21 protein-coding genes are annotated in these 21,854 nt (G+C 44.6%); 6 read left to right on the top strand and 15 right to left on the bottom strand.

Features of this window, described 5'->3' with window-relative positions; all coding sequences use genetic code 11:
• Nucleotides 1–11: 11 nt before the first annotated feature.
• Complete coding sequence (locus tag NHB35_RS02110; RefSeq protein WP_353432744.1) at nucleotides 12–740, bottom strand: 16S rRNA pseudouridine(516) synthase; 729 nt, start codon at nucleotides 738–740, stop codon at nucleotides 12–14.
• A 54-nt stretch (nucleotides 741–794) separates the two neighbouring features.
• Between NHB35_RS02110 and NHB35_RS02105 the strand changes: the two genes are divergently transcribed.
• Complete coding sequence (locus tag NHB35_RS02105) at nucleotides 795–1,400, top strand: DUF2889 domain-containing protein (RefSeq protein WP_353432743.1); 606 nt, start codon at nucleotides 795–797, stop codon at nucleotides 1,398–1,400.
• Here the strand turns inward: NHB35_RS02105 and NHB35_RS02100 are convergent.
• The 6 genes from NHB35_RS02100 to NHB35_RS02075 form a co-directional block, all read right to left on the bottom strand.
• Nucleotides 1,397–2,167: an SDR family NAD(P)-dependent oxidoreductase gene (locus NHB35_RS02100; protein WP_353432742.1), complete on the bottom strand. Its 771-nt coding sequence runs from the start codon at nucleotides 2,165–2,167 to the stop codon at nucleotides 1,397–1,399. The two genes, NHB35_RS02105 and NHB35_RS02100, sit on opposite strands and share 4 nt — an antisense overlap.
• Nucleotides 2,168–2,217: 50 nt before the next feature.
• On the bottom strand, nucleotides 2,218–3,156 hold the full coding sequence (locus tag NHB35_RS02095; RefSeq protein WP_353432741.1) for an MBL fold metallo-hydrolase: 939 nt from the start codon (nucleotides 3,154–3,156) through the stop codon (nucleotides 2,218–2,220).
• A gap of 10 nt (nucleotides 3,157–3,166) precedes the next feature.
• Nucleotides 3,167–3,730 carry a lipocalin family protein gene (locus NHB35_RS02090; protein WP_353432740.1) on the bottom strand — a complete coding sequence of 188 codons (564 nt, stop codon included), beginning with the start codon at nucleotides 3,728–3,730 and terminating at the stop codon, nucleotides 3,167–3,169.
• A 5-nt stretch (nucleotides 3,731–3,735) separates the two neighbouring features.
• A complete protein-coding gene (msrP, locus tag NHB35_RS02085) occupies nucleotides 3,736–4,698 on the bottom strand; it encodes a protein-methionine-sulfoxide reductase catalytic subunit MsrP (RefSeq protein ID WP_353432739.1) in 963 nt (320 codons plus the stop codon).
• Between the two features lie 89 nt (nucleotides 4,699–4,787).
• The gene (locus tag NHB35_RS02080) at nucleotides 4,788–5,198 is read right to left on the bottom strand and encodes a BLUF domain-containing protein (RefSeq protein WP_353432738.1); all 411 of its coding nucleotides are present in this window, start codon (nucleotides 5,196–5,198) and stop codon (nucleotides 4,788–4,790) included.
• 150 nt (nucleotides 5,199–5,348) lie between these two features.
• A complete protein-coding gene (locus NHB35_RS02075) occupies nucleotides 5,349–7,583 on the bottom strand; it encodes an NADP-dependent isocitrate dehydrogenase (RefSeq protein ID WP_353432737.1) in 2,235 nt (744 codons plus the stop codon).
• Between the two features lie 260 nt (nucleotides 7,584–7,843).
• On the opposite strand from NHB35_RS02075, the gene NHB35_RS02070 reads away from it, so the two are divergent.
• Nucleotides 7,844–9,040, top strand: coding sequence for an MFS transporter (locus NHB35_RS02070; protein ID WP_353432736.1), 1,197 nt, complete (start codon nucleotides 7,844–7,846; stop codon nucleotides 9,038–9,040).
• 67 nt (nucleotides 9,041–9,107) lie between these two features.
• Nucleotides 9,108–9,455, top strand: coding sequence for an FKBP-type peptidyl-prolyl cis-trans isomerase (locus tag NHB35_RS02065; RefSeq protein WP_353432735.1), 348 nt, complete (start codon nucleotides 9,108–9,110; stop codon nucleotides 9,453–9,455).
• Nucleotides 9,456–9,542: 87 nt separating this feature from the next.
• Here the strand turns inward: NHB35_RS02065 and NHB35_RS02060 are convergent, their stop codons facing one another.
• Nucleotides 9,543–10,472 (bottom strand): transglycosylase SLT domain-containing protein, encoded by a 930-nt coding sequence (locus NHB35_RS02060; RefSeq protein ID WP_353432733.1) that lies wholly within the window; start codon nucleotides 10,470–10,472, stop codon nucleotides 9,543–9,545.
• Between the two features lie 549 nt (nucleotides 10,473–11,021).
• Between NHB35_RS02060 and NHB35_RS02055 the strand changes: the two genes are divergently transcribed.
• Nucleotides 11,022–12,083, top strand: a complete 1,062-nt coding sequence (locus tag NHB35_RS02055; RefSeq protein WP_353432732.1) for a DNA/RNA non-specific endonuclease — start codon at nucleotides 11,022–11,024, stop codon at nucleotides 12,081–12,083.
• A 1-nt stretch (nucleotide 12,084) separates the two neighbouring features.
• On the opposite strand, the gene NHB35_RS02050 is transcribed toward NHB35_RS02055, so the two are convergent.
• A complete protein-coding gene (locus NHB35_RS02050; protein ID WP_353432731.1) occupies nucleotides 12,085–12,339 on the bottom strand; it encodes a DUF3820 family protein in 255 nt (84 codons plus the stop codon).
• Between the two features lie 216 nt (nucleotides 12,340–12,555).
• Between NHB35_RS02050 and NHB35_RS02045 the strand changes: the two genes are divergently transcribed.
• Both NHB35_RS02045 and NHB35_RS02040 read left to right on the top strand, forming a co-directional pair.
• On the top strand, nucleotides 12,556–13,470 hold the full coding sequence (locus NHB35_RS02045; RefSeq protein ID WP_353432730.1) for a DUF6662 family protein: 915 nt from the start codon (nucleotides 12,556–12,558) through the stop codon (nucleotides 13,468–13,470).
• 72 nt (nucleotides 13,471–13,542) lie between these two features.
• Nucleotides 13,543–14,103, top strand: a complete 561-nt coding sequence (locus NHB35_RS02040) for a hypothetical protein (RefSeq protein WP_353432729.1) — start codon at nucleotides 13,543–13,545, stop codon at nucleotides 14,101–14,103.
• A gap of 83 nt (nucleotides 14,104–14,186) precedes the next feature.
• Here NHB35_RS02040 and NHB35_RS02035 read toward each other — a convergent pair whose 3' ends face one another.
• From NHB35_RS02035 to NHB35_RS02010, 6 genes are all read right to left on the bottom strand, one after another.
• A complete protein-coding gene (locus tag NHB35_RS02035; RefSeq protein WP_173955127.1) occupies nucleotides 14,187–14,915 on the bottom strand; it encodes an ABC transporter ATP-binding protein in 729 nt (242 codons plus the stop codon).
• A 30-nt stretch (nucleotides 14,916–14,945) separates the two neighbouring features.
• Nucleotides 14,946–16,871: a branched-chain amino acid ABC transporter ATP-binding protein/permease gene (locus tag NHB35_RS02030; protein WP_353432728.1), complete on the bottom strand. Its 1,926-nt coding sequence runs from the start codon at nucleotides 16,869–16,871 to the stop codon at nucleotides 14,946–14,948.
• Between the two features lie 2 nt (nucleotides 16,872–16,873).
• The gene (locus NHB35_RS02025) at nucleotides 16,874–17,752 is read right to left on the bottom strand and encodes a branched-chain amino acid ABC transporter permease (RefSeq protein WP_173955126.1); all 879 of its coding nucleotides are present in this window, start codon (nucleotides 17,750–17,752) and stop codon (nucleotides 16,874–16,876) included.
• Between the two features lie 141 nt (nucleotides 17,753–17,893).
• Nucleotides 17,894–19,078, bottom strand: coding sequence for an ABC transporter substrate-binding protein (locus tag NHB35_RS02020; protein ID WP_353432727.1), 1,185 nt, complete (start codon nucleotides 19,076–19,078; stop codon nucleotides 17,894–17,896).
• Nucleotides 19,079–19,254: 176 nt separating this feature from the next.
• A complete protein-coding gene (locus tag NHB35_RS02015; protein WP_353432726.1) occupies nucleotides 19,255–20,172 on the bottom strand; it encodes an EamA family transporter in 918 nt (305 codons plus the stop codon).
• Nucleotides 20,165–21,784: a GMC family oxidoreductase N-terminal domain-containing protein gene (locus NHB35_RS02010; protein WP_353432725.1), complete on the bottom strand. Its 1,620-nt coding sequence runs from the start codon at nucleotides 21,782–21,784 to the stop codon at nucleotides 20,165–20,167. Before NHB35_RS02010 ends, NHB35_RS02015 begins: the two co-directional genes overlap by 8 nt.
• Between the last annotated feature and the right edge of the window lie 70 nt (nucleotides 21,785–21,854).

Genomic DNA, 21,854 nt, shown 5'->3' with positions numbered 1-21,854 from the left:
CTCTTCAGAACTCACTTTAAATCCACACTTTGAGATAGAAGGCGCAAATCATCTGCATAAAGCCAGCGCCACTGGCCTTCTGGCAAATCTTTAGGCATTAAATAAGCACCAATTTGCGTACGGTGTAGCTGGGCTACATGATTACCAACCGCAGCCATCATGCGCTTTACCTGATGATATCTTCCTTCAACGATTGTCATCGCTAACACATTCTCGGAAACCTGTTGGCAAGCTGTGGCATAACATGGCCTTGGATCATCGTCTAAAACTACGCCATTGAGTAAATGATCGATCTGAGATTGAGTAATCGGGCTTGCTGCGGTGATCTCGTAGACTTTACCAATATTCTTTTTTGGCGTCGTCATCTTGTGAATGAATTGACCATCATCTGAAATTAATAGCAATCCAGTGGTATCGTAATCTAGTCGACCCACACACTGCAGACCTCGTTCTACAAAGGGCGCAGGCAATAGACTGTAGACACTTGCGTGATGTGTTGTCTTGTGGGAGCACTCATAATTCAGGGGCTTATTGAATGCAATGTAAGCTTTCTCGTGATATTCCCAATCTTTGCCGTCTACATTGAGTGTGAGGCCTTCGGTAGAGATACGCTCGTCTGGATCTTCCGCCAAAACCCCATTAACCTTGACTAAATCAGCATAGACTAAATCAGCGCAATAGCGTCGCGTGCCAAAGCCTTGGCTAAATAAGATTTTTTCAAGAGAGATCGGTTTTGCCATATGCTGCAGAGCATACTACAGGGCGCGTTTACGTATGAGCTTGGATAGCAAGTTTTGCCTCAATTCATTATCATTGAGCTATCAGCCTTTCGCATTTCTTATTTGGTCACCATGCTTTCATTCCCCAAACCCCGATCACCTCTACACACCCGAGAAATCACTTTCCAGGGTTATGCGCGGGAAGATGGTTTATGGGATATCGAAGGGCATTTAAAGGACTACAAAGCAACTCCGTTTACAACTGGTGGAACCACTTGGCAACCTGGTGAAGCTTTTCATGACATGTGGGTTAGGGTGACTCTCAATAATGAATTAGTGATTCAAGATATTGAAGTGGTCATGGATGGGCACCCCCATCCTGAATGCCCTCAAGCAATTCCACCGATGACCGCTTTGATTGGCGAAAGACTGGGTAAGGGCTGGCGAAAAACCATTCAAACTCACATTGGCGGGATTGCAGGCTGTACGCACTTGCGCGAGCTACTCAACAGCTTAGCTACAGCAGCCTTTCAAGCCATTCCAGGTGCCTTATTTGATCCCGATGAAAACAAGCCGCCCCTATATCTTGGTACCTGCAAATCTTGGGATTTCAACGGGCCAGTAGTGATGCGTGTCTATCCCAAGTTTTACCGCTGGAAAGAACAAGACAAAAAGTTTTAAAGTTCTCCGCGATGCACATTGAATGCATTAAATGCTTGTTGCACTGGCATCAGCTCTAACACATTAATATTCATGTGACTTGGCAAAGTGGCTGACCAATAAATTGCTTCAGCAACATCGTCGGCACTTAATGCTTTCACACCAGTGTAGACTTTGCCCGCTTTATCATCATCGCCCTTAAAGCGCACATTTGAAAACTCGGTTCCCGAACACATACCAGGCTCAATGCAAGTCACACGCACAGGGGTGCCAATTAAATCAGCACGCAAATTTAAACTAAATTGCTTTACAAAAGCTTTGGTACCGCCGTAGACATTTCCACCAGGATAGGGGTAATTAGCAGCTACAGAACCTAGGTTAATGACGTGACCACGCTTACGCTCAACCATGCCCGGTAAAAATGCACGGCTCATATGAACCAAACCTTTAATGTTGGTGTCAATCATTCGATCCCAATCATTCAGAAATGCTTGATGTGCTGGCTCTAAGCCCAATGCTAATCCGGCGTTATTAACTAATACTGTTACGTTCGCAAATTCTGCTGGCAATGCATTGGCTAACTTATCCACTTTGGCGCTATCACAAACATCCACCGATAAAGTGAGTAAACGTTTTTGCTGATCCACAGGCAAAGAGGCTTTAATAGCATCTAGGCGCTCTTGCCGCCTTCCAACCGCAATCACTTTATGTCCATGTGCTAAAAAGCGTCTAGCTGTTGCCTCACCAAATCCAGCAGTTGCACCAGTCACCAAAACAGTATGTTCCATATTTCCCCTTGTCATCCTTTAAGTTTTTATAAGTTCATTTGGCTTTATGACTAATTTTTATCGATTAAGTGATTATCCTCGATAACAGCCGCGCCAGACTTAGCCAATGCTTGCATAAGCCATATACAAAATTCATCCATATTCATATTCAATTGCTTTGCTGCGCTATTTAAGGCGGGCGTATTTGAGATCCATTGATTTACTAAAGATAACTCTTTGCTACGCCATTCTAATAATTTGTATTTCAGTAAGACTTTAGCTCCATGTCGAGCATTTCTGTCAGGGTCTGATGCTAAGTAATCTAGACGGGAGCGCGCTGTAGCGAGAGCGGCAGCAACATCCACAAAAGGTTTTCCATGCCCCGGAATCACTAAAGAAATCGAAAGGCTTTCTATGAGATCAAGAGTTTGAGCGACTTCTTCGAATCCCGATTCACCCCAAAGCTCGGGGAAGATCACACCAAAGCCTTCTTCCCACAAAGCATCGGCAGAAATTAATATGCCATTCTGCTCTTGATATAACATAACTGAGTGAGGGTCATGCCCTGGCGCAGCCAAGATATCCCATTCATATCGACCTAGAGTTATATGCTGGTCTGGTATTAGTAAATGATTAAAGCTAAATCGTGGGCAGTCTTGCCCTAGGTTTTGATAACTAAGTAAATCCATATTCCAATCGCGAACTGCTTCAGCTTCAGAAGCAGGGATATAAATCTGGCTACCATAAGCCTCTTGCAAGGCTGAATTGCCACCACAGTGATCGGAATGCAGGTGAGTATTAACAACCTTATTGACAGTATTTAGCTGGTGTTTATTCAAGGCATTACGCACAAGGGCTAGAGTCATGCCTTGATGAGCAACATAACCAGTGTCGACCAAGGAAACATCATGCTCGCCAAAGTGAAGAATATTATTGGCAGACAACCACCCTCTCTCAAAGACCTCAATGCCCGGAGGCAATACATGTTGTATTGATGGAGACCGTTTCAATGAATTCTTCTTAATTTTTTGGGAAACTTACTAACTGCTGAGTGAGCTCTAGCTTATGAATGTCAAATTGTTGATTCTGTAGGCGCTGCAACAAAGCATCGTAGGTCTTTTTATCCATTTGTGGATTTCTAGACAATACCCATAGATACTCTCTTCTAGGGTCGCTTACTGCTGCTACCTGATATTGAGAATCTAGATCGATGATCCAGTAATCACCCCAAACCATTGGCAAGAAAGATAGCCAAGCCGGAGCAAACCGCACCTCTAACTTTGGCGAATCTTTTGCACCTACTTGCCTTGCTGTCCCTTCTGCTTGAGAGATCTCGCCATCAGCAGTTTTACAGCTATTAAGCACTTTTAAGTTTCCGTCAGGCCTAAATGAATAAACCGCCTGGGTATTGCTGACACATTTCTTCTGAAACCAATTTGGAAATTTGGCAATCTCATACCAAGTTCCCATGTAGCGAGGCACATCAAGAGAGGGGATAGTTTTGACAGCAGACTCTTGGGCGTAACTAAATGAACACAGCAAAAATAGTTTAAGTGTAAAAACCAGACGACTAAAGTTATTCATGGGGCTTAATAGTATTTTTTTAAATCCATCCCAGCATACATGCTCGCAACTTGGTCTGCGTATCCATTAAACATTTGGGTCTTCACTTTTGGTGCAAACATTCCCTTGGGGTCACCAATACGACGCTCTGTCGCTTGGCTCCAACGTGGATGATCAACCTGTGGATTGACGTTGGAGTAAAAACCATACTCCCTTGAATCAAACTGACTCCAACTGGTCTTTGGCATCTCTTCGGTAAATCGAATTTTGACAATTGATTTTGCGCTCTTGAAACCATACTTCCAGGGCACCACTATTCGTACAGGCGCACCATTTTGCTTAGGCAAAACTTCTCCGTATAAACCCAACGTCAGCAAGGTCAGAGGATTCATGGCCTCATCCATGCGCAAGCCTTCACGATAGGGCCAATCCAGAATATTGCTACCGACTCCTGGCATCTGTTTGCGATCTGCCAGAGAAATAAATTCCACATACTTTGCGGACCCCAATGGCTCAACTTTGTTTATTAATTTGGATAAGGAGTACCCATCCCAAGGAATTACCATGGACCAACCTTCAACACAGCGCAAACGATAAATACGCTCTTCAATTGGAGCTAGCTTTAATAATGCATCGATATCTAGCGTAAGTGGTTTTTTTACAAGCCCCTCAATGGAGATCGCCCATGGTCTTGTTTGCAAAGTATTTGCATGGGCAGCTGGATCAGATTTATCAGTGCCAAACTCATAGAAATTGTTATAGCCAGTAACGTACTTATATGGTGTTGGCTCTTCTTTAACGCTATAGGTCGTATTTAAAGTGGCAGCTAATTTTTCTGGGTTTGATGCAAGCGCTTGACGAGAAAACCATGGTGCTAAAGCCATACCAAAACCACCAGCTGCGGCAGTCTTGATTATCGAACGTCGATTTTCAAAAACGTCTCTAGGCGTGATGTCACTAGCAAGTATGGTTTTATCTTTAAAGCGCATGGTTGACCCCTACTAAAGCAATGGGTCTATTTTGCTACCGATGGCAATTTATTGCTTGAGCTAGATATAAACGCGGGAATCCTAGGGCACTACTCTTCTTGGGCGGCGCGCATCTGATTGAGCAGGCGCAAGCTGTGCTTATCCATACCAGCAACCATGCCCGCCAATACTGGATAGTCTCGTACTAGTGTTTCTCCGCCATAAAAGCGCATAAGCCAGTCTGGAAAGCTTCGCTCTGCAATTTCACGAATCTCTAATAGATAAATGCGATGATGACGATCGTCTTCTTGAATCCGCTTCCAAACCTTCATGATGTTAGCGCGCTCACCTTCAATGATTTGCCCGAACTGCTGATTATCGTAAAACAAAATGCCAGTCACACCATGTTTTTGATTAAAGACTCGTGCTGACTCTAAGAGTCGCATCAAACCAAGGAAAGACATATCTGAGACTGCTTCGCTCAAATAACTTAGCTCGATGAGGTCTTTTGGTTTTGGCATTAAGTATTTTGCAAAGACTGAAAAAAGAAAAAGGCAAACCCGAAAGTTTGCCTTTGAATGATAGCGCTAATTAATATAAGAAATTACTATCGCTAACACCTAACATCAATGCGCTAATGCTCATATCTGGTGCATCAGCACTTTTATGTACTACACTCTTGCCGCTTTCAATGCTGCATTGAAAGTTGGGCTTGGGCGCATAACTGCTTTGCATTTCTCAGAGTCAGCAACATAGTAACCACCAATGTCAGCTGGCTTACCTTGAACTGCCTTGAGCTCCTCAACAATCTTCTGCTCGTTTTCAGCCAAGGTTTTTGTCAAAGGCGCGAAATGTGCCGCCAATTCTTTATCCTCAGTTTGATTGGCCAATGCTTCTGCCCAATACATGGCTAAGTAGAACTGACTACCGCGGTTATCTAACTCACCAGTACGTGGCGAAGGCGATTTATTGTTATCCAATAACTTGCCTGTAGCTTCATCCAAAGTGCGCGCCAAGATTTTCACTTTTGGATTACCTGTCTTATCACCAATATCCTCAAGCGAAACCGCCAAAGCTAAAAACTCACCAAGTGAATCCCAACGCAAGTGATTTTCCTCTACCAACTGTTGCACGTGCTTAGGTGCAGAACCACCCGCGCCAGTTTCAAACAAACCGCCACCAGCCATTAATGGAACAATCGAGAGCATCTTCGCGCTGGTGCCCAATTCCATAATAGGGAACAAGTCTGTTAAGTAGTCGCGCAAGATATTGCCAGTCACGGAAATAGTATCTTTACCGCGAATCACGCGCTCAAGGGTGTAACGCATGGCGCGAGTCTGAGACATGATCTGGATATCCACACCCTCAAGGTCATAGTCCTTAAGATATGTTTTTACTTTCTTGATCAATTCAGCTTCGTGCGGACGGTACTCATCCAACCAGAACACCGCTGGAGTATTTGATAGACGGGCGCGATTAACTGCCAATTTGACCCAGTCACGGATTGGGGCATCTTTCACTTGGCACATACGCCAGATATCACCCTTTTCTACGTTTTGCTCGAGCAATACAGTGCCGTCATCAGCAACAATACGAGCCACGCCAGCTTCCGGAATCTCAAATGTCTTGTCATGTGAGCCGTACTCTTCAGCTTGTTGAGCCATTAAGCCCACGTTTGGAACGGTACCCATGGTTCTTGGATCGAAGTTGCCATGTGTCTTACAGAAATTGATCATTTCTTGATAAATACGGGCAAAGGTACTTTCTGGGATTACCGCTTTAGTGTCATGCAAACGACCATCCGCGCCCCACATCTTGCCACCCACACGAATCATGGCTGGCATTGACGCATCCACAATCACATCGCTTGGAGAGTGTAAGTTGGTAATACCTTTTGCTGAATCTACCATCGCCAATGCAGGACGATGCTCATGGCAAGCATGTAAATCTTGAATGATTTCTTCGCGCTTAGACTCTGGCAAAGTTTTGATCTTGTCGTACAAGCTACTCATACCGTTGTTAGCGTTAACGCCTAACTCTTCGAACAACTTCGCATGCTTCTCAAAAGCATCTTTATAGAAAATCTTTACAGCGTGACCGAAAACGATCGGGTGTGACACCTTCATCATGGTTGCCTTCACATGCAAGGACAACATCATGCCGGTCTTATACGCATCTTCGATTTCTTTTTCGTAGAACTCACACAAGGCCTTTTTGCTCATGTACATGCTATCGATGATTTCACCGGCAAGCAAAGAGACTTTTGGTTTGAGCACAATGGTTTTACCGCTCTTTGTAACCAGGTCCATCTTCACATCACAAGCTTTAGTCATAGTCATTGACTTCTCGCTGGAATAGAAGTCACCGCCATGCATATGGGAGACGTGTGTACGAGAAGCTTGGCTCCACTCACCCATAGAGTGAGGGTTCTTACGTGCATAACGCTTCACAGCAGGTGGCGCACGACGGTCAGAGTTACCTTCGCGCAATACTGGGTTTACAGAACTACCTAAGCACTTAGAGTAACGAGCGCGAATCGCTTTTTCTTCTTCCGTCTTAGGATCATCAGGGAAATTAGGAATCTTGTAACCCTTGTTTTGTAACTCTTTAATAGCAGCAACCAATTGGGGTACAGAGGCACTGATGTTTGGCAACTTAATAATATTGGTATCAGGGAGCAAAGTCATCTTGCCCAACTCAGCTAAATTGTCTGGAACTTTTTGGGCATCTGTTAAGTAGTCAGAAAACTCAGCCAAAATACGCGCCGCAACTGAGATGTCACTCTTCACAATCTCCACTCCGGCTGGCGCAGTGAAAGTACGAATAACTGGCAAAAATGCGCAAGTCGCCAAAAGCGGCGCTTCGTCTGTCAGCGTGTAAATAATCTTTGATTTCTCTGAAGCCATTAACGTTTCCTCAATATTGATAAATTTACAGAGTCAGGTTTTTACCCTGCCACTCTCATATTCCGCATTTTGCAAAGCACTTTTAGTTAGCTCGTTTTACAGTTAAAACGCACCCTTTTGCCAATGAGGCGAGAGTTCAATTTTAAATCATTGGGGTTGGCATAAATTGCGGTTTTTCGCCCAAAAACCACCTATATTGCCCAATTTAAGGGAATCCACCGAGACGGTAGCCACGCTCAATTCCTCGTAAACTGCATGCCATGCCCAGCAACCAGCACCCCTTACTAAACAAGAACCTATGCTTACTCATTATTTGCCAGGGCCTATTCCTAACCAATAATGTTACTTTTATTGCTATTAATGGCTTAGTTGGCTATAGCCTTGCCCCCGTAAGCTGGATGGCCACCCTACCTGTGATGGGCTATGTTGTTGGTGCCGCTTTTTCCACATCCCTAGTCGCGAAGTCACAAAATCACTTTGGTCGAAAAATTTCTTTTCAGCTCGGTCTTTTGGTGGCCGTCTTATCTGCGCTGCTTTGCGCCTATGCGGCATTCAGCAAAAACTTCTGGCTACTAGTGGTTGGCACATTCATTGCTGGTTACTACAGCGCTAACGGGCAACTCTATCGTTTTGCGGCGGCAGAGCTCACCGAAGTAAGTCAGCGAGATAAAGCCGTCTCATGGGTTTTGGCTGGCGGTATTTTGGGTGCAGTGATCGGCCCTAATCTAGCCTCTTGGACTCGGAATCTATTTGAGACTGCCTTCTTGGGCGCTTACCTAACACTGTCCATTGCAGCCTTCATCGGAATTCTTGTGATGCAGTTCATTCACTTTCCAGAAGAATTCAAAACCCAGCATGCCCTCTCAGATGGCAGACCTCTCAATACCATTTTGCGTCAGCCTGTCTTTTTGGTGGCAATCATCGGAGCAGCGCTTGGTTATGGGGTTATGAATCTCCTTATGGCAGCCACGCCATTAGCGATGCAAATTTGCGGACTCCCCTTTTCTGATACCGCCCTAGTGTTGGAGTGGCACGTTATTGGCATGTTCGCACCTGGGTTTTTTACAGGGGCGCTGATTCAACGTTTTGGCGCTCTCAAAATCATGGGGCTTGGAGTCAGCCTTAATTTCATTTGCATATTTATTGCCTTGAGTGGCACAGACCTTCATCAATTTTTCATTGCCCTCTTTTTGCTTGGCGTGGGTTGGAATTTCCTATTTACCGGATCAACTTCTCTAGCTATAACAGCCTACAAACCAAATGAGCGTGATAAGGCCCAGGCTGCTATTAATTTCTTTGTGTTTGGCACCATGGCATTCACCTCTTTTGGGTCAGGCGCCCTTATTACCTCTCAAGGCTGGGAGATTCTGAATTTAGGCTCACTCATTCCCGCTGCGATTACCGCAGTTGCTTTAATTTGGCTAGCTCTTCAACATCGAAAAACTAACAAGGCCTGATACGCCTATACTAGCCAGTCATTTGAACCTATAGAAATACCTAAGAAATACTTTAAAGGAATACATCATGTCTGAACTCAAGAAAATCGATACTGTCGTTGGTGATGGCAAAGAAGCAACGGCAGGTAATCGCGTTGACGTGCATTACACCGGCTGGCTCTACGATGAAAATGCGCCGGACCATAAAGGTCAAAAATTTGATAGTTCGCTCGACCGCGGACAACTGTTTAGTTTCCCACTAGGCGCCGGTCACGTTATCAAAGGCTGGGATCAAGGCGTTGCCGGCATGAAGATTGGTGGCAAGCGTACTCTGATTATTCCAGCCGAGATGGGTTATGGTGCTCGTGGCGCTGGCGGCGTTATTCCCCCTAACGCAACGCTTGTATTTGATGTCGAATTGCATGGCGTGAACTAAAGTTTCACTACGCAATACAAAAATACAAAAGCCACCCTAGGGTGGCTTTTTGTTCATCTGGCGACTATCAATTAGTCATCTTACTGATTAAGAACGCAGAGGTTTTCCATTTAAAGTCAGGCGGTTCATGGACTTGGTTTGGCATAAGCTAATTAGTCGATTACGCTCTGCCAATACCTTATCGGCATAGCCCCCATCATCTTCTGCATTAGCAGCACCTACGTAATATTTCAGACCATTGCGCAAAGAACCTGCTGTAGCAATTAAGTACTTCAGAATATATGCGCCCACGCGAATATTGACTTCTGGTTTCACGGCCTGCTGAGTTCCACCATACAAAGCGTATTTTTCACGGTGAACAGATGTCATCACTTGCATGAGACCTTCTGCGCCAGCTTGGCTTCTTGTGTTTGGATTGAAATTCGATTCCACCGAGATCACTGCTAACAATAAGATTGGGTCAATATTGACTTCTTTCGCGATCAAAATCGTATTTGAAACATACTCTTCAATCTTATTGCGATCGAGGTTGTATTTTTTCTCAAAGAAGTCAGCGACAGCACGTTGATTCTGAATAGAACCCATCAAATTACTATCAAGAGCTTGGGGATCCACCTTTGATGTTGGGATGCGATCAGCCAAATGGGAGATAGACTTCACCTGCATTTGCGCTACTGAAGGCATCAATAAAGCAATAGTTTGTTGCTTCACGCTCGTTAGTCCAGGTTCGTGATGACCTGACTTTTGATATATCACCGAGGCAATGTCTGTATCGGAAGCGGTTGCGACATTCTCACTGGTCTTGTATTGATCAAGCATGCCAAAGCCATTGCTCCACACGATATGACGTGCCTCATCTGGAACTAGAATTCGGGCCAAGTCAAAAGCGCCAGCATTGGTGCCGTTGCCTGAGAGCCAAAGACCGACAACCATAAATACTGTAACAACTAGCAAGCCATTAATGACTCGATATACCGGAGCCATCGCATGGGCTAGCAGGTCTTTTGCAGACAGCATAGCTGACTGCGACTCCTGCATCTCACTCAAATTGTTCGTTATACATTTACTCATTCACTGGTTTGCGACACCCCAAAACATTCAAGACACTCAAGACCTTTGCCTAGCTGTTTTATGTTGCATCGCAATATATTAAAAACATGGGTCATCCTAAAAAGGTTCTTATATCAAGTCAAGAATAAAGAACTAAATTTCAATAACTTTTAGTTGTTGAAATACGGGAGTTCCCGAATATGCTGCCTAAATTCAGGAATAAATATATATAAATCAATTACTTATAGATGTTAGGGGGCACTAATTTCATTCTATAAAAAATTGACTAATTTCCAATTTTTTTACTATTTGGAATCAAAAATTGCCTGAAAAAACCATACATCTAGTGTTTAAGCTCATATTATTTTCTACAGGTAGTTATCGACCATTATTGCTGCAAGGCACTATTTATAAGGCCTTGGCAGTGCGCCAATCAATGAAAGCAGCCTGATTTCCCACTAGCTCTACAGCGAACACCAAGCTTAGAGGAATTGGCTAGCCCTACACTTATGGGTAATGAATTCAGATCTCAAATCACCTGGCTTGCTCCGTGTCATCAGCCTCATTTGCTTGCTTGGGTACCTACTCACGCCTCCTAGGGCACTAGCCCTATTTGATGACTGCAAGGACCTTTTTCCCAATCAGCGCATTCCTAGTGCTACTCAAGTGGGTCGAGATCTCTGCTTTGATAGCTTTGCGGTTTATTACTCGCCCCAAGATAAGAAGCCCATCTATGTTGCCCAGAAGCTCAATCGAGAACAGTTATCAGCGCCACATCCACGTAGAAGCAACCAGTTTTATGAAGAGGCCAGACTGCCTTTCTCAGAAAGAGCACTTCTCTCTGACTATCGGGGCAGCGGCTATGACCGAGGCCATAACGCGCCAGCAGGTGACATGAGTAATGAGAGAGCAATGGACCAATCATTCTCCTTGGCTAATATGATGCCGCAGGCTAGACAAAATAATCAGGGCATCTGGGCCAAGAATGTTGAGGAGCCAACTAGACATTACGCCAAAAGAGCTGCGGGAGATATTTATGTCTTTACTGGCTCAACCGGAAACCAAGGGAGCATCGGTAGAGGTCATGTCACGATACCGAGTCATTTATATAAATTGGTATATGACCCCAGCAAAAATTTGGCATGGGCTTATTGGATTGAAAATTCCAACGACGCATTAATGACGCCACCAATTTCATATGCAGAATTAGTAAGCAAAACGGGCATCGATTTTCATTTGCCGATTCAAGGCGAATCCAATCCAAGCAACACAGTCTCAACTAACCCTAAACCCATCAAGACTGGGCAGAATGCGAGCTTAGTAGGCGGCTGGTATCCCGTATTTTTTGACACCTATTCGGCTGAGAAGGTAAGTGCGATTCTTAATAGCATTAAAGCAGGCAAAGTTGCTAGCGTTCAGATTCAATATGATCAGAATGCTGAGCTTGCAAAGCAGATTGCCAATCAGCTGCAGTCTCAAACTCAGGTTGCAATCGAGCTTAGTCAGAGTAGTCCACCAGAGACCCCTGGCGTTACTTACGAGCGTAAGCGCGTAACTGTCATCGTTCGATCAAAGTAAATTAATCAAGTACGTTGTGTGCTCTTTGTGAATTTTGCGCTTTTTGTGCTTTTTGTATTGGTGCTAAGAGTCCACGCAAGCCATTGTGATCAAGCGTGTGCATTAATTCAAGTAATTCGCCTAACTCACCCTTCGGAAATCCCTCACGAGCAAACCACGCTAAGTAATTTCCTGGCAAGTCTGCAATGGCGCGACCTGCATGCTTACCAAATGGCATTTTCATTGAAACTAATTTTTCTAATGCTTGTGAATCCATATATGCATCTTACAAGCTATAAAGAAATAAAAGTCGAGTAAACAGCGCAGCTGCGCGCTGATTTCAAATCTAATCCCATATTCATCTAGCCATTTATTGAGGAATGGTCTTATACCTATTTGAGAATCATTCTTATTTGATTTGCTATATTGGAATCCGATTCGAATTACCCATTCGATCACTTTCAATCAACTCTCAAAAAGATGACGACCCTCTATGAAACTCACTATCAAAAGACTTTTGGCCTTCAGCCTTTTTCTTGCTGCCACCCTAAATTTCTCATTTGCAAATGCTGGTGAAGGCGTGTTTGGCTGGATTTATACCCTCGATTTACAACCCAAAGGAACCTTAGAGTTTGAGCAACGACTACAACTCAATCAACAACAAGCAGCAGGATCATATGATGCATGGACTGCTAGAACAGAATTAGAGTACGGCCTTACGAACGATTTACAAATCGCTGGTTACATTAATTCTTATTACACCAGCGCCAATCAAAACTACACCAATCCCGAGGCATGCGAAGACGCGCCTAGCTGCACTGGAGGCTACGGCGTTCCCTCCTCCCATGATCCATCAACCGCATACAGAAAAAGTGGGATTGAAGGTGGCTCTCTCGAAGCAATTTACCGAATTACCAATCCCGTTACCTCACCCGTTGGCGTAGGTCTCTATCTCGAACCAAGTTGGGGAAGAAATAAAGATGAAATTGAGGCGCGCCTCTTACTACAGTCCAACTTTATTGACGATCGCTTGATTGTCGCCAGCAATATAGTGGTTGCTAATGAGCGTCTTAAATTTATAGAAAACGGCAACGTTCCAGAATCCATGCTGGATATTCTGGTTGGCGCAAGCTATCGTATTGCCCCCAAATGGTCAGCAGGTGTAGAGGCGCGCTTTCATAATGACTATTCTGAGCTCAACTTGCGCAATCAAGTACAACGCGCCACATTTGTGGGACCTAATTTGCACTATGCCGCCAAAGACTGGTGGGTCACTGGGGCATGGCGTTATCAGCTAGCCGGTGGCACCTGCATGGGTGGTGGCGAAGCGGAATGCTCTAACGCACGAGTATGGGATAGCCACACCGTCAATGAATACATTCTGAAGGTAGGCTTTCCTCTGAACTAAGGATTTGCAATCCCTATTAGCTATATAGTGGATATGATTGATTAGGGTAAAAATTTAGAATTTAAATGCTCTATGAAAAAACTAAAACCTACCCTACTCTTCATTCTGCTCTTCAGTCTTTTAGGGATTCTGTTGATGACTATCACCAAGCCAAGCCGTTTTTTATCTACCTCCATTAGCGCCACCTCTGGAATAGTGAGCAATCTCAACAATGAACTTCTGGAATACGTCAACCCAGAAAAACCAACTCACGATCATTCTTCGATTTATTACAAACGTTTCTATATTTCTAAATTCAAATTAGGTGATCAAGCGATTAAGGCTACATTCTCATCGCCAATGGTGATTGCCAATGGTGATGAATTGACTGTCTCAGGCTATCAAAAAGATAGTGGCTTTCAAGTTCTTGCCTATAAGAATCAAACCCAGAAAATGAGCCATCATGAAAATTGGTTGGTGCTTGCTGTAGGCGCACTATTCTTTTTCGCAGTTGCTATTGGCCTACTCAATAGCGAAATAGTCAGCGAAGGAGAACTTGTACCCAAACTCTTTCTTTTTGGGTTTACGGTGGTCGCCGTTTACATGGGCTACCGTGCATTACTCATTCGAGAGGCGATTAAGCTCATTTCTTAATTCAGAGCTTGCGAACTTGGAAAAGAAAAGCCCTTAAAAAAGGGCTTTTTTATTACTGATACCTATCTTTAATTAGATGTTGGTTAGTGGCCACCTGCTCCACCCAAGTACGCTGCTTTCACAGCTGGATCATCTTTGAGTTTTGCTGCTGGGCCATGAGTTGCAATCTTGCCGTTCTCCAATACATAACCATAGTCTGCAACATTCAATGCGGCTGCAGCAAACTGCTCAACCAACAACATGGTTACGCCTTGAGACTTCAAATTAGAAATGATTTTGAAAACCTCTTCTACCAAAATTGGCGCAAGACCCATGGAAGGCTCATCCAAGAGAATGATTTCTGGGTTCAACATAACTGCGCGAGCCATTGCCAACATCTGTTGCTCACCACCTGATAATGTGCCTGCCAATTGATTACGACGCTCTTTTAAGCGAGGGAACATTTCTAGGGCTTTTTCTAGATCGTTCTTGATATCACCCTTTGGGCGACTTCCAGTAAAACGCGGAAACGCACCCAGCAACAAATTGTCAGTGACTGACATAGTTGTGAACACACGACGACCCTCTGGGCTATGCGCTAAACCAAGACGAGCGATTTTATGAGAGTCGTAGCCATCAATTTTTTCGCCACCTAAGCTCACTTCACCAGCAGTGGGTTTGATCATGCCAGTGATAGCACGCATGGTTGTAGTTTTGCCAGCACCGTTTGAGCCAATCAAAGTAATCACTTGTCCCTTAGGCACATCAATATTGATGCCGTGGAGAACTTTGACTTTTCCGTAGCCTGCTTCAAGATTCTTAATAGATAACATGGTATTTACCGTTCAATATTGTTCTAGTGATTAAGTACCCAAGTAGGCATGAATCACCTTCTCGTTTGCCTGAACTTCAGCTGGCTTACCTTCTGCAATCTTCTGACCGAAGTCCAACACAGAGACGGTGTCGCAGACTGACATCACCACATCCATGTGATGCTCAATCAAGATGAAGGTAATGCCGTTATCGCGAATCTTGCGAATAATGCGCAAGAGCTCTTTGATATCAGGAGCTGTTAAGCCTGCGGCTGGCTCATCCAAGAGGAGCAGCTCTGGGTCAAGCGCTAATGCACGAGCAATTTCCAGCAAACGCTGCTTACCGTACGGCAAGTTACGCGCTTCTTCATTAGCTAAATCATCCAAGCCAACAAACTTCAACAAGGCCATTGCACGAGCATGTGCCTCGTCAGACTCACGCTTATAGCGTGGCAGATTCAGCGCGATCTCAAGCATGTTCGATTTGAAAGTGTGATGTAAACCGACCAAAATGTTTTGGATGGCAGTCATCTCACCAAACAACTGCACGTTCTGGAAGGTACGAGCAATACCAGATAACGCAATATCAGATGAAGTTTTACCAACGACACTTTCACCGGCATACAACACGTTACCCGCAGTTGGCACGTAAATACCAGTCAACACGTTCATCATGGTGCTCTTACCGGAGCCGTTAGGGCCAATCAAACCATGAATCGTACCGCGCTTGATACTGAGGTCAACATTATTCAGCGCTTTCAAGCCACCGAACTGCATCAATACAGAATCTACCTTTAAGAGTTCTGCGCCGGTATTTTGAGTGCCCACAGCACTAATAAAGCTAATCGAGTCATCAACCGCTTCAACCTCACCACCACGAGTAGTTTTAGCTTTGCCAGTAATGGACTGATAGAAGCTCTTTGCAAAGCCCACAATACCGTTTTGTAAGTAGTACACCACCAACAAAATCATGAAGCCGAAAATACTCAAGCGCCAGTCAGAAATGGTATTAAGCCAGAATGAGAATGCAGCCAAGCCCACTACACCAGCGATTGGAACCGCAACCCGTCTTGGAGTGGTTACTTTCTTGGAGAGCGCTAAGCCTGCGCCAACCACCACAGCGATCGCAATGATCGATGCAACGATACGGAACAAGTTAATGTCGTCCAATAACTTAGGTAGTAGCACGATGATTGCCGCGCCAATCAGAGCACCGAGGCGCGACTTACGACCACCCATGATGATGCCGAGCAAGAATAGAACTGCTAATTCGTTGTTATAGGTATTTGGGGAGATATATTGCTCTGAATAAGCATATAAGCAACCAGCCAAGCCAGCAAAAGCCGCGCTAATCACAAATGCGATCACCTTAAAGCGATATACGGAAACACCCATACAGTCACAAGCAATCGGGCTATCACGCAACGCTTCAAATGCACGACCAATTTGCGATTTGACGAAACGATCCACAACCACCAAAGACATAACTAAAACTGCCAAGACTAACCAGAAGTATTCGGCCTTGGTCATGGGCACGCCCATGATGTCTGGTTTAGGAATCTTGATGCCCAATGGGCCTTCGGTCATCCAGGTCATTTCATTAATCAGAATCTGAGCAATTGTTCCGAATGCCAAAGTCACCATCGCCAAGTAAGGGCCAATCACCTTGAGCGCTGGCAATGCCAAGATACCGCCAAAGATAGATGTGATGACGATGGATGCTGGCAAGGTTGCCCAAATGGTCCAGCCAAAATGGAAATACAGAACGCCAGCAGTGTATGAGCCAATACCGAACAAAGCAGCATGACCTAAAGATACCTGACCTACATAACCTACAACAATGTCTAAACCAAACAAGAGAATCGTATAGATCAGAATCGTTTCTACTAAGTGAATGTAGTAAGGGTTGTGAATAAACAGAGGCAAACAAAAGAGTGCCGCAATCGCAATTAATAGAGGGAGTAGAGACTTCTTCATTATTAAACTTTCTTAATTGCAGATTTACCAAAGAGACCAGATGGCTTATATGCCAATACAAGCAATAACAAAATCAAACCTGGTACATCTTTATAGCCAGTCGATACATAGAAACCGGTTGCGGTCTCCACAATTCCTAAAATGAGGCCGCCGACAATAATGCCAAGGCCACTTGAAAGACCACCAATAATTGCCACGGCGAACGCTTTCAAACCAAGTGCGCCACCCATAGTTGCGCCAGTCAAGGTTAAAGGAGCAATCAATACACCAGCAAACGCCGCTGTTAGAGAAGATAAAGCATAAGAGAAGGTGATTACCATGCTGGTATTGATGCCCATGAGGCCTGCTGCATCACGGTCATTTGCAGTTGCTACAACTGCCTTACCGTAAATCGTTTTGCGATTGAAGAACTCAACCAATAACATCATTACTAAAGCACCAACGACCACCAAAATTTCCATTGGAAGAATATTCGCACCGAGGAAATTCATTGGCTCCATTGGTAATGGAGCTGGGAATGGTAATGCATCACGACCCCAGATATTTTCTGCGACGTTTTTGAAAATAATGCCAAGCGCAATCGTCGACATAATCCAACCGAACTCGGATTTAATTTTGATCGCAGGACGCACGCCGATTAGTTCAACGAAGCTACCTTGCAACATACCGAATAAGCACACCACTGGAATCATTACCCAGTAGTTCATACCGAACGTATCCACACAAGTTAAGCCGACAAGCGCACCCAACATCAGGGCCTCACCCTGTCCGAAGTTCAATGTGCCTGATGTAGCAAAGGTGAGCTGAAAGCCGAAAGCGATGACCGCGTAGATCATCCCCACAGCTATACCGCTCGAGAGGATTTGTGCAAGCATTTCCATAAAATTGGCCTAGTTATTTTTAATACTTTTTATTAAAGAATCCGACATTGTAAGCAAAACGCCGCTTTTTGGGCGGCGCTTTGTTAGTACAAATGTTGCAGTGCGGAAGTTTTTAAAAATTCCGCTGCAAACTAGTAAGAATTACTTCTTCTTAGACTTTGCATCCTCAGCATTTAAGAACTCAACGCGGCCGTTTTCAACTACGCCCATAACAACGTCTTTTGCCTTAATTGCCTCATGATCAGTCGCAGAGAATGGCTTGTTGTAGGTAATCACAACGCCATCAACTGGGGTCTTAAGATCTTGCAATGCTGCCAAAATCTTTGGTCCCTCAGTGCTGTTAGCTTGCTTGATAGCTGCAGCCAAGAGGTATACAGAATCGTAACCTTGAGCAGCAGAAACTGGAGAAGCGATATTGTTGTTCTTTGGCTTGAACTCTTTTAAGTAAGCCTCTTGGAACGCCTTACGCTTAGCAGTTGTTGATGGAGTCTGAATGTAAGTCTGTGGCATTGTTGCGCCGTCACCATTCTTACCAGCAGTATCAATGAAGCTAGCCATAGACAAAGTCCAGCTACCAATCATTGGCTTTTTCCAACCTAGCTTAGCCATACCGTTAGCAATTTGCGCTAACTCTGGTCCAATTGCGTAAGTCAAAATCACTTCAGCGCCAGCATTCTTAGCTTTGAGCAACTGAGAAGTCATATCAACGTCACCGATGTTGAATTTTTCAACGGCTACTGGAGTTACGCCATATGTCTTCAACGCTTTTTCTAAGTCTTCACGTCCCAACTGACCATAGTTAGTAGAGTCAGCCAAAATCGCCACTTTCTTTAAGCCACGCTTTTCAACCGCTTCCTTAGCAACCATTGGCGCTTGGATATTGTCTGCAGCAGCATTACGGAAAACATAGTTCTCAGCAGCATTGGGAAATTGTTTAGTGATAACAGAGCCAGTAGCAACGTTATTCATGACAGGAATCTTGGCATCTTGATAAAAACGCTGTGAAGCCAATGCAACACCAGTGTTGATGTAACCAAGAGTAGCAACGACTTTCTCGTTGTTAATCAATTCTTGCGCAATTTGCACGCCGCGCTCGTTCTTCGCTTCATCATCGCGCTCAATCAAGACGATTTTGTTGCCATTGATACCGCCAGCAGCATTAATTTCTTTTGCAGCAAGTCGCACGCCATCACGCATGCTCACGCCCATTGAAGATGAGCCACCAGTAAATGGGCCTGATACACCTAATTTAATATCGGCAGCATATGCGCCGGTTGCAAGAATTGCAGAAGCAGCGACTGCAAAAATGTGATGACGAATCTTCATAAAGTCTCCATGACTAAAAAATACTAATGAAATAAAACTTTTTTATAGTTACTACGCATAACGAAGGATTATCTTACTGTTATTGCAATTGCAAAAAAAGAGCTTTGTATTAGGGTTTTACATTAGCCATTTTGATGACCTTATCTCTCAAATGATCCCTTATCCCGTTCCTATATTTACTTAGCCAGTCGATTACGAATGCTGGGCCAAAATAAATTCACCATTAAGCCAGTGATTACTAACCCTGCCGCCTCCATCTTCCATGGAGGTAGTGGCTCAGACAGAAAATAGGCAGATGCCCCCATTCCAAAAATGGGCACCAATAATGGCGCGGGTGCAACAACTGCTGCCGGGTGTTTTGATAACAGCCATGCCCAAGCGCCATAGCCAAACAGCGTATTGCCCCAGGATTGCCATAAGACACCCAACCAAGCCCCCAGAGGTGCCGTCAGAATAGATTTACTCACAACTGTCCAGCCACCCTCAAATAGCAGGGCCATCAAAACCAAGGGAGGGATGGCATAAACACTAGCCCAAACAACATACGCGAGCATATTGATAGTGCCAGCACGGCGACTAGTCGTATTCGCAATACCCCATGAAAAACCCGCAAAGACTACTAATGCCAAACCCAGAAATGTTGTCGTGGAATCTGTGTGCACCGCAATAATGCCAAGACCAGTCATGGCTACCCCCACGGCAAGCGCTTGATATAGCTTGAGACTTTCTTTGGCAAAGAGCATGGCAAAGCCGATTGTGAAAAAGACCTGCGTCTGAATCACCAAGGAGGCTAAGCCCGGAGAAATATTGCCATCAATCGCAAAATACAAAATACCGAACTGACCCACCCCAACAGCAACACCATAAACACATAAATTTGTCCAAGAAATTTTTGGCCTTGGCAAAAATAAAGCTGCTGGCAAAAACGCAAAGATGTAGCGCAAGGCAGCAAATACAAAAGGTGGAAAACTCTCAAGCGAGATTTTGATCACGACAAAGTTCGTGCCCCATACTGCAACAATAGCCAGAGCCAACAGCAAATGGCTAATTGGTAGTTGATACCCCGACTGGTCTTTTGTATTTGAACTATTCACGCGTGAGTAATTCTGCGGCGCGTTGCGCGATCATCATCGTTGGGGCTGCTGTATTGCCAGAGGTAATAGTCGGCATAGCCGAGGCATCAACGACACGCAATCTTCCTATGCCCTTCACCTTCAATTCTGAATCCAATACTGCCATCGGATCATCAGCGCGGCCCATTTTGCATGTACCCACTGGATGGAATATCGTTGTGCCGATGTCACCAGCCGCTTTGACTAACTCATCATCCGATTGATATTGCATGCCTGGCTTGTACTCTTCTGGGCAATAAGGTGAGAGCGCAGCCTGCTGAGCAATTTTCCTTGTTAAGCGCAATGACTCTGCAGCCACCTTACGATCTTCATCGGTTGATAAGTAATTTGGGTTAATGATGGGCGGTGCCTCTGGATCAGTCGATGCAATATGCACACTGCCACGTGATGTGGGTCGCAAATTACACACACTTGCCGTGAATGCATTGAATGAATGCAGATCTTCTCCAAAGCGCTCTAGCGAAAGTGGCTGAACATGGTATTCCACATTGGCGCTCTTTTGCTCTGATGAGCTAAAGGCAAATGCCCCCAACTGTGAGGGTGCCATTGACATAGGGCCTGAGCGCTTGAAGAGGTACTCCAAACCAATCATCAACTTTCCAAAAAGAGAATTGGCTTTGGTGTTTAGAGTTTTAATACCACTGACTTTATAGACCATACGCAGTTGCAAATGGTCTTGGAGATTTTCGCCAACGCCGGGTAAATCTGCCATCACTGGAATTCCTAACTTATTTAGAAGCGCAGCAGATCCAATGCCTGAACGCTCTAAAATCTGCACGCTACCGATAGCACCGGCACTCAAAATGACTTCGCCACTTTGATTGATTAAAGACTGATGAATTGCGCCATTCTTTTGATATTCCACTCCGTTGCAATTTTTGGTATCAGAATCAATGATCAGCTTTGTGACTACTGCCTCTGTAATCACCGTTAAATTACTTCGCTTCATCGCATCCTTTAAAAAAGCTTTTGAGGTATTGAGTCGCCAACCTTTACGCTGACTCACATCGAAGTAACCCACTCCAAAATTATCGCCACGGTTAAAGTCATCAGAAGCCGGGATGCCAGCTTCTACAGCAGCATCCTTAAATCGATCCATGATAGGCCAACGTAGACGCTGTTTCGATACAGTCCACTCACCGCCTTTGCCATGCCATTGATTGGCAGAGCTGTGATAGTCCTCAAAAGATTTGTAACGTTTGAGTGCATTCTCCCAAGACCATGCATCATCACCAGTTGCCTGCACCCAAGATTCATAATCACCAGCCTGACCTCGCATATAGATCATGCCATTGATTGATGAGCAACCGCCCAATACACGACCACGGGGGTATAGCAATGAACGGCCATTAAGACCTTTTTCTGCAACTGTCTTAAAACGCCAATCGGCACGAGGGTTATCGATGCAATAGAGATACCCAACCGGAATATGAATCCAAATATAGTTGTCGCTTTTGCCAGCCTCAATGAGCAATACTTTCTTATTAGGGTTCTCAGTTAGGCGCTTTGCCAACATGCAACCAGCGCTACCCGCCCCAATGATGATGTAGTCGTAATTAATTGTTTGAGTCATTTTGAGAGTACAAAAGCTTAGTTCATCCTATTATTTACCAATACAAAAACTCAGGTATTGCTTGGCATTT

Source organism: Polynucleobacter sp. MWH-UH23A, from assembly GCF_040409805.1.
Lineage (GTDB): Bacteria > Pseudomonadota > Gammaproteobacteria > Burkholderiales > Burkholderiaceae > Polynucleobacter.
The sequence above is the reverse complement of the archived record's forward strand: the minus strand, read 5'-3'. Positions and strand labels throughout refer to the sequence as shown.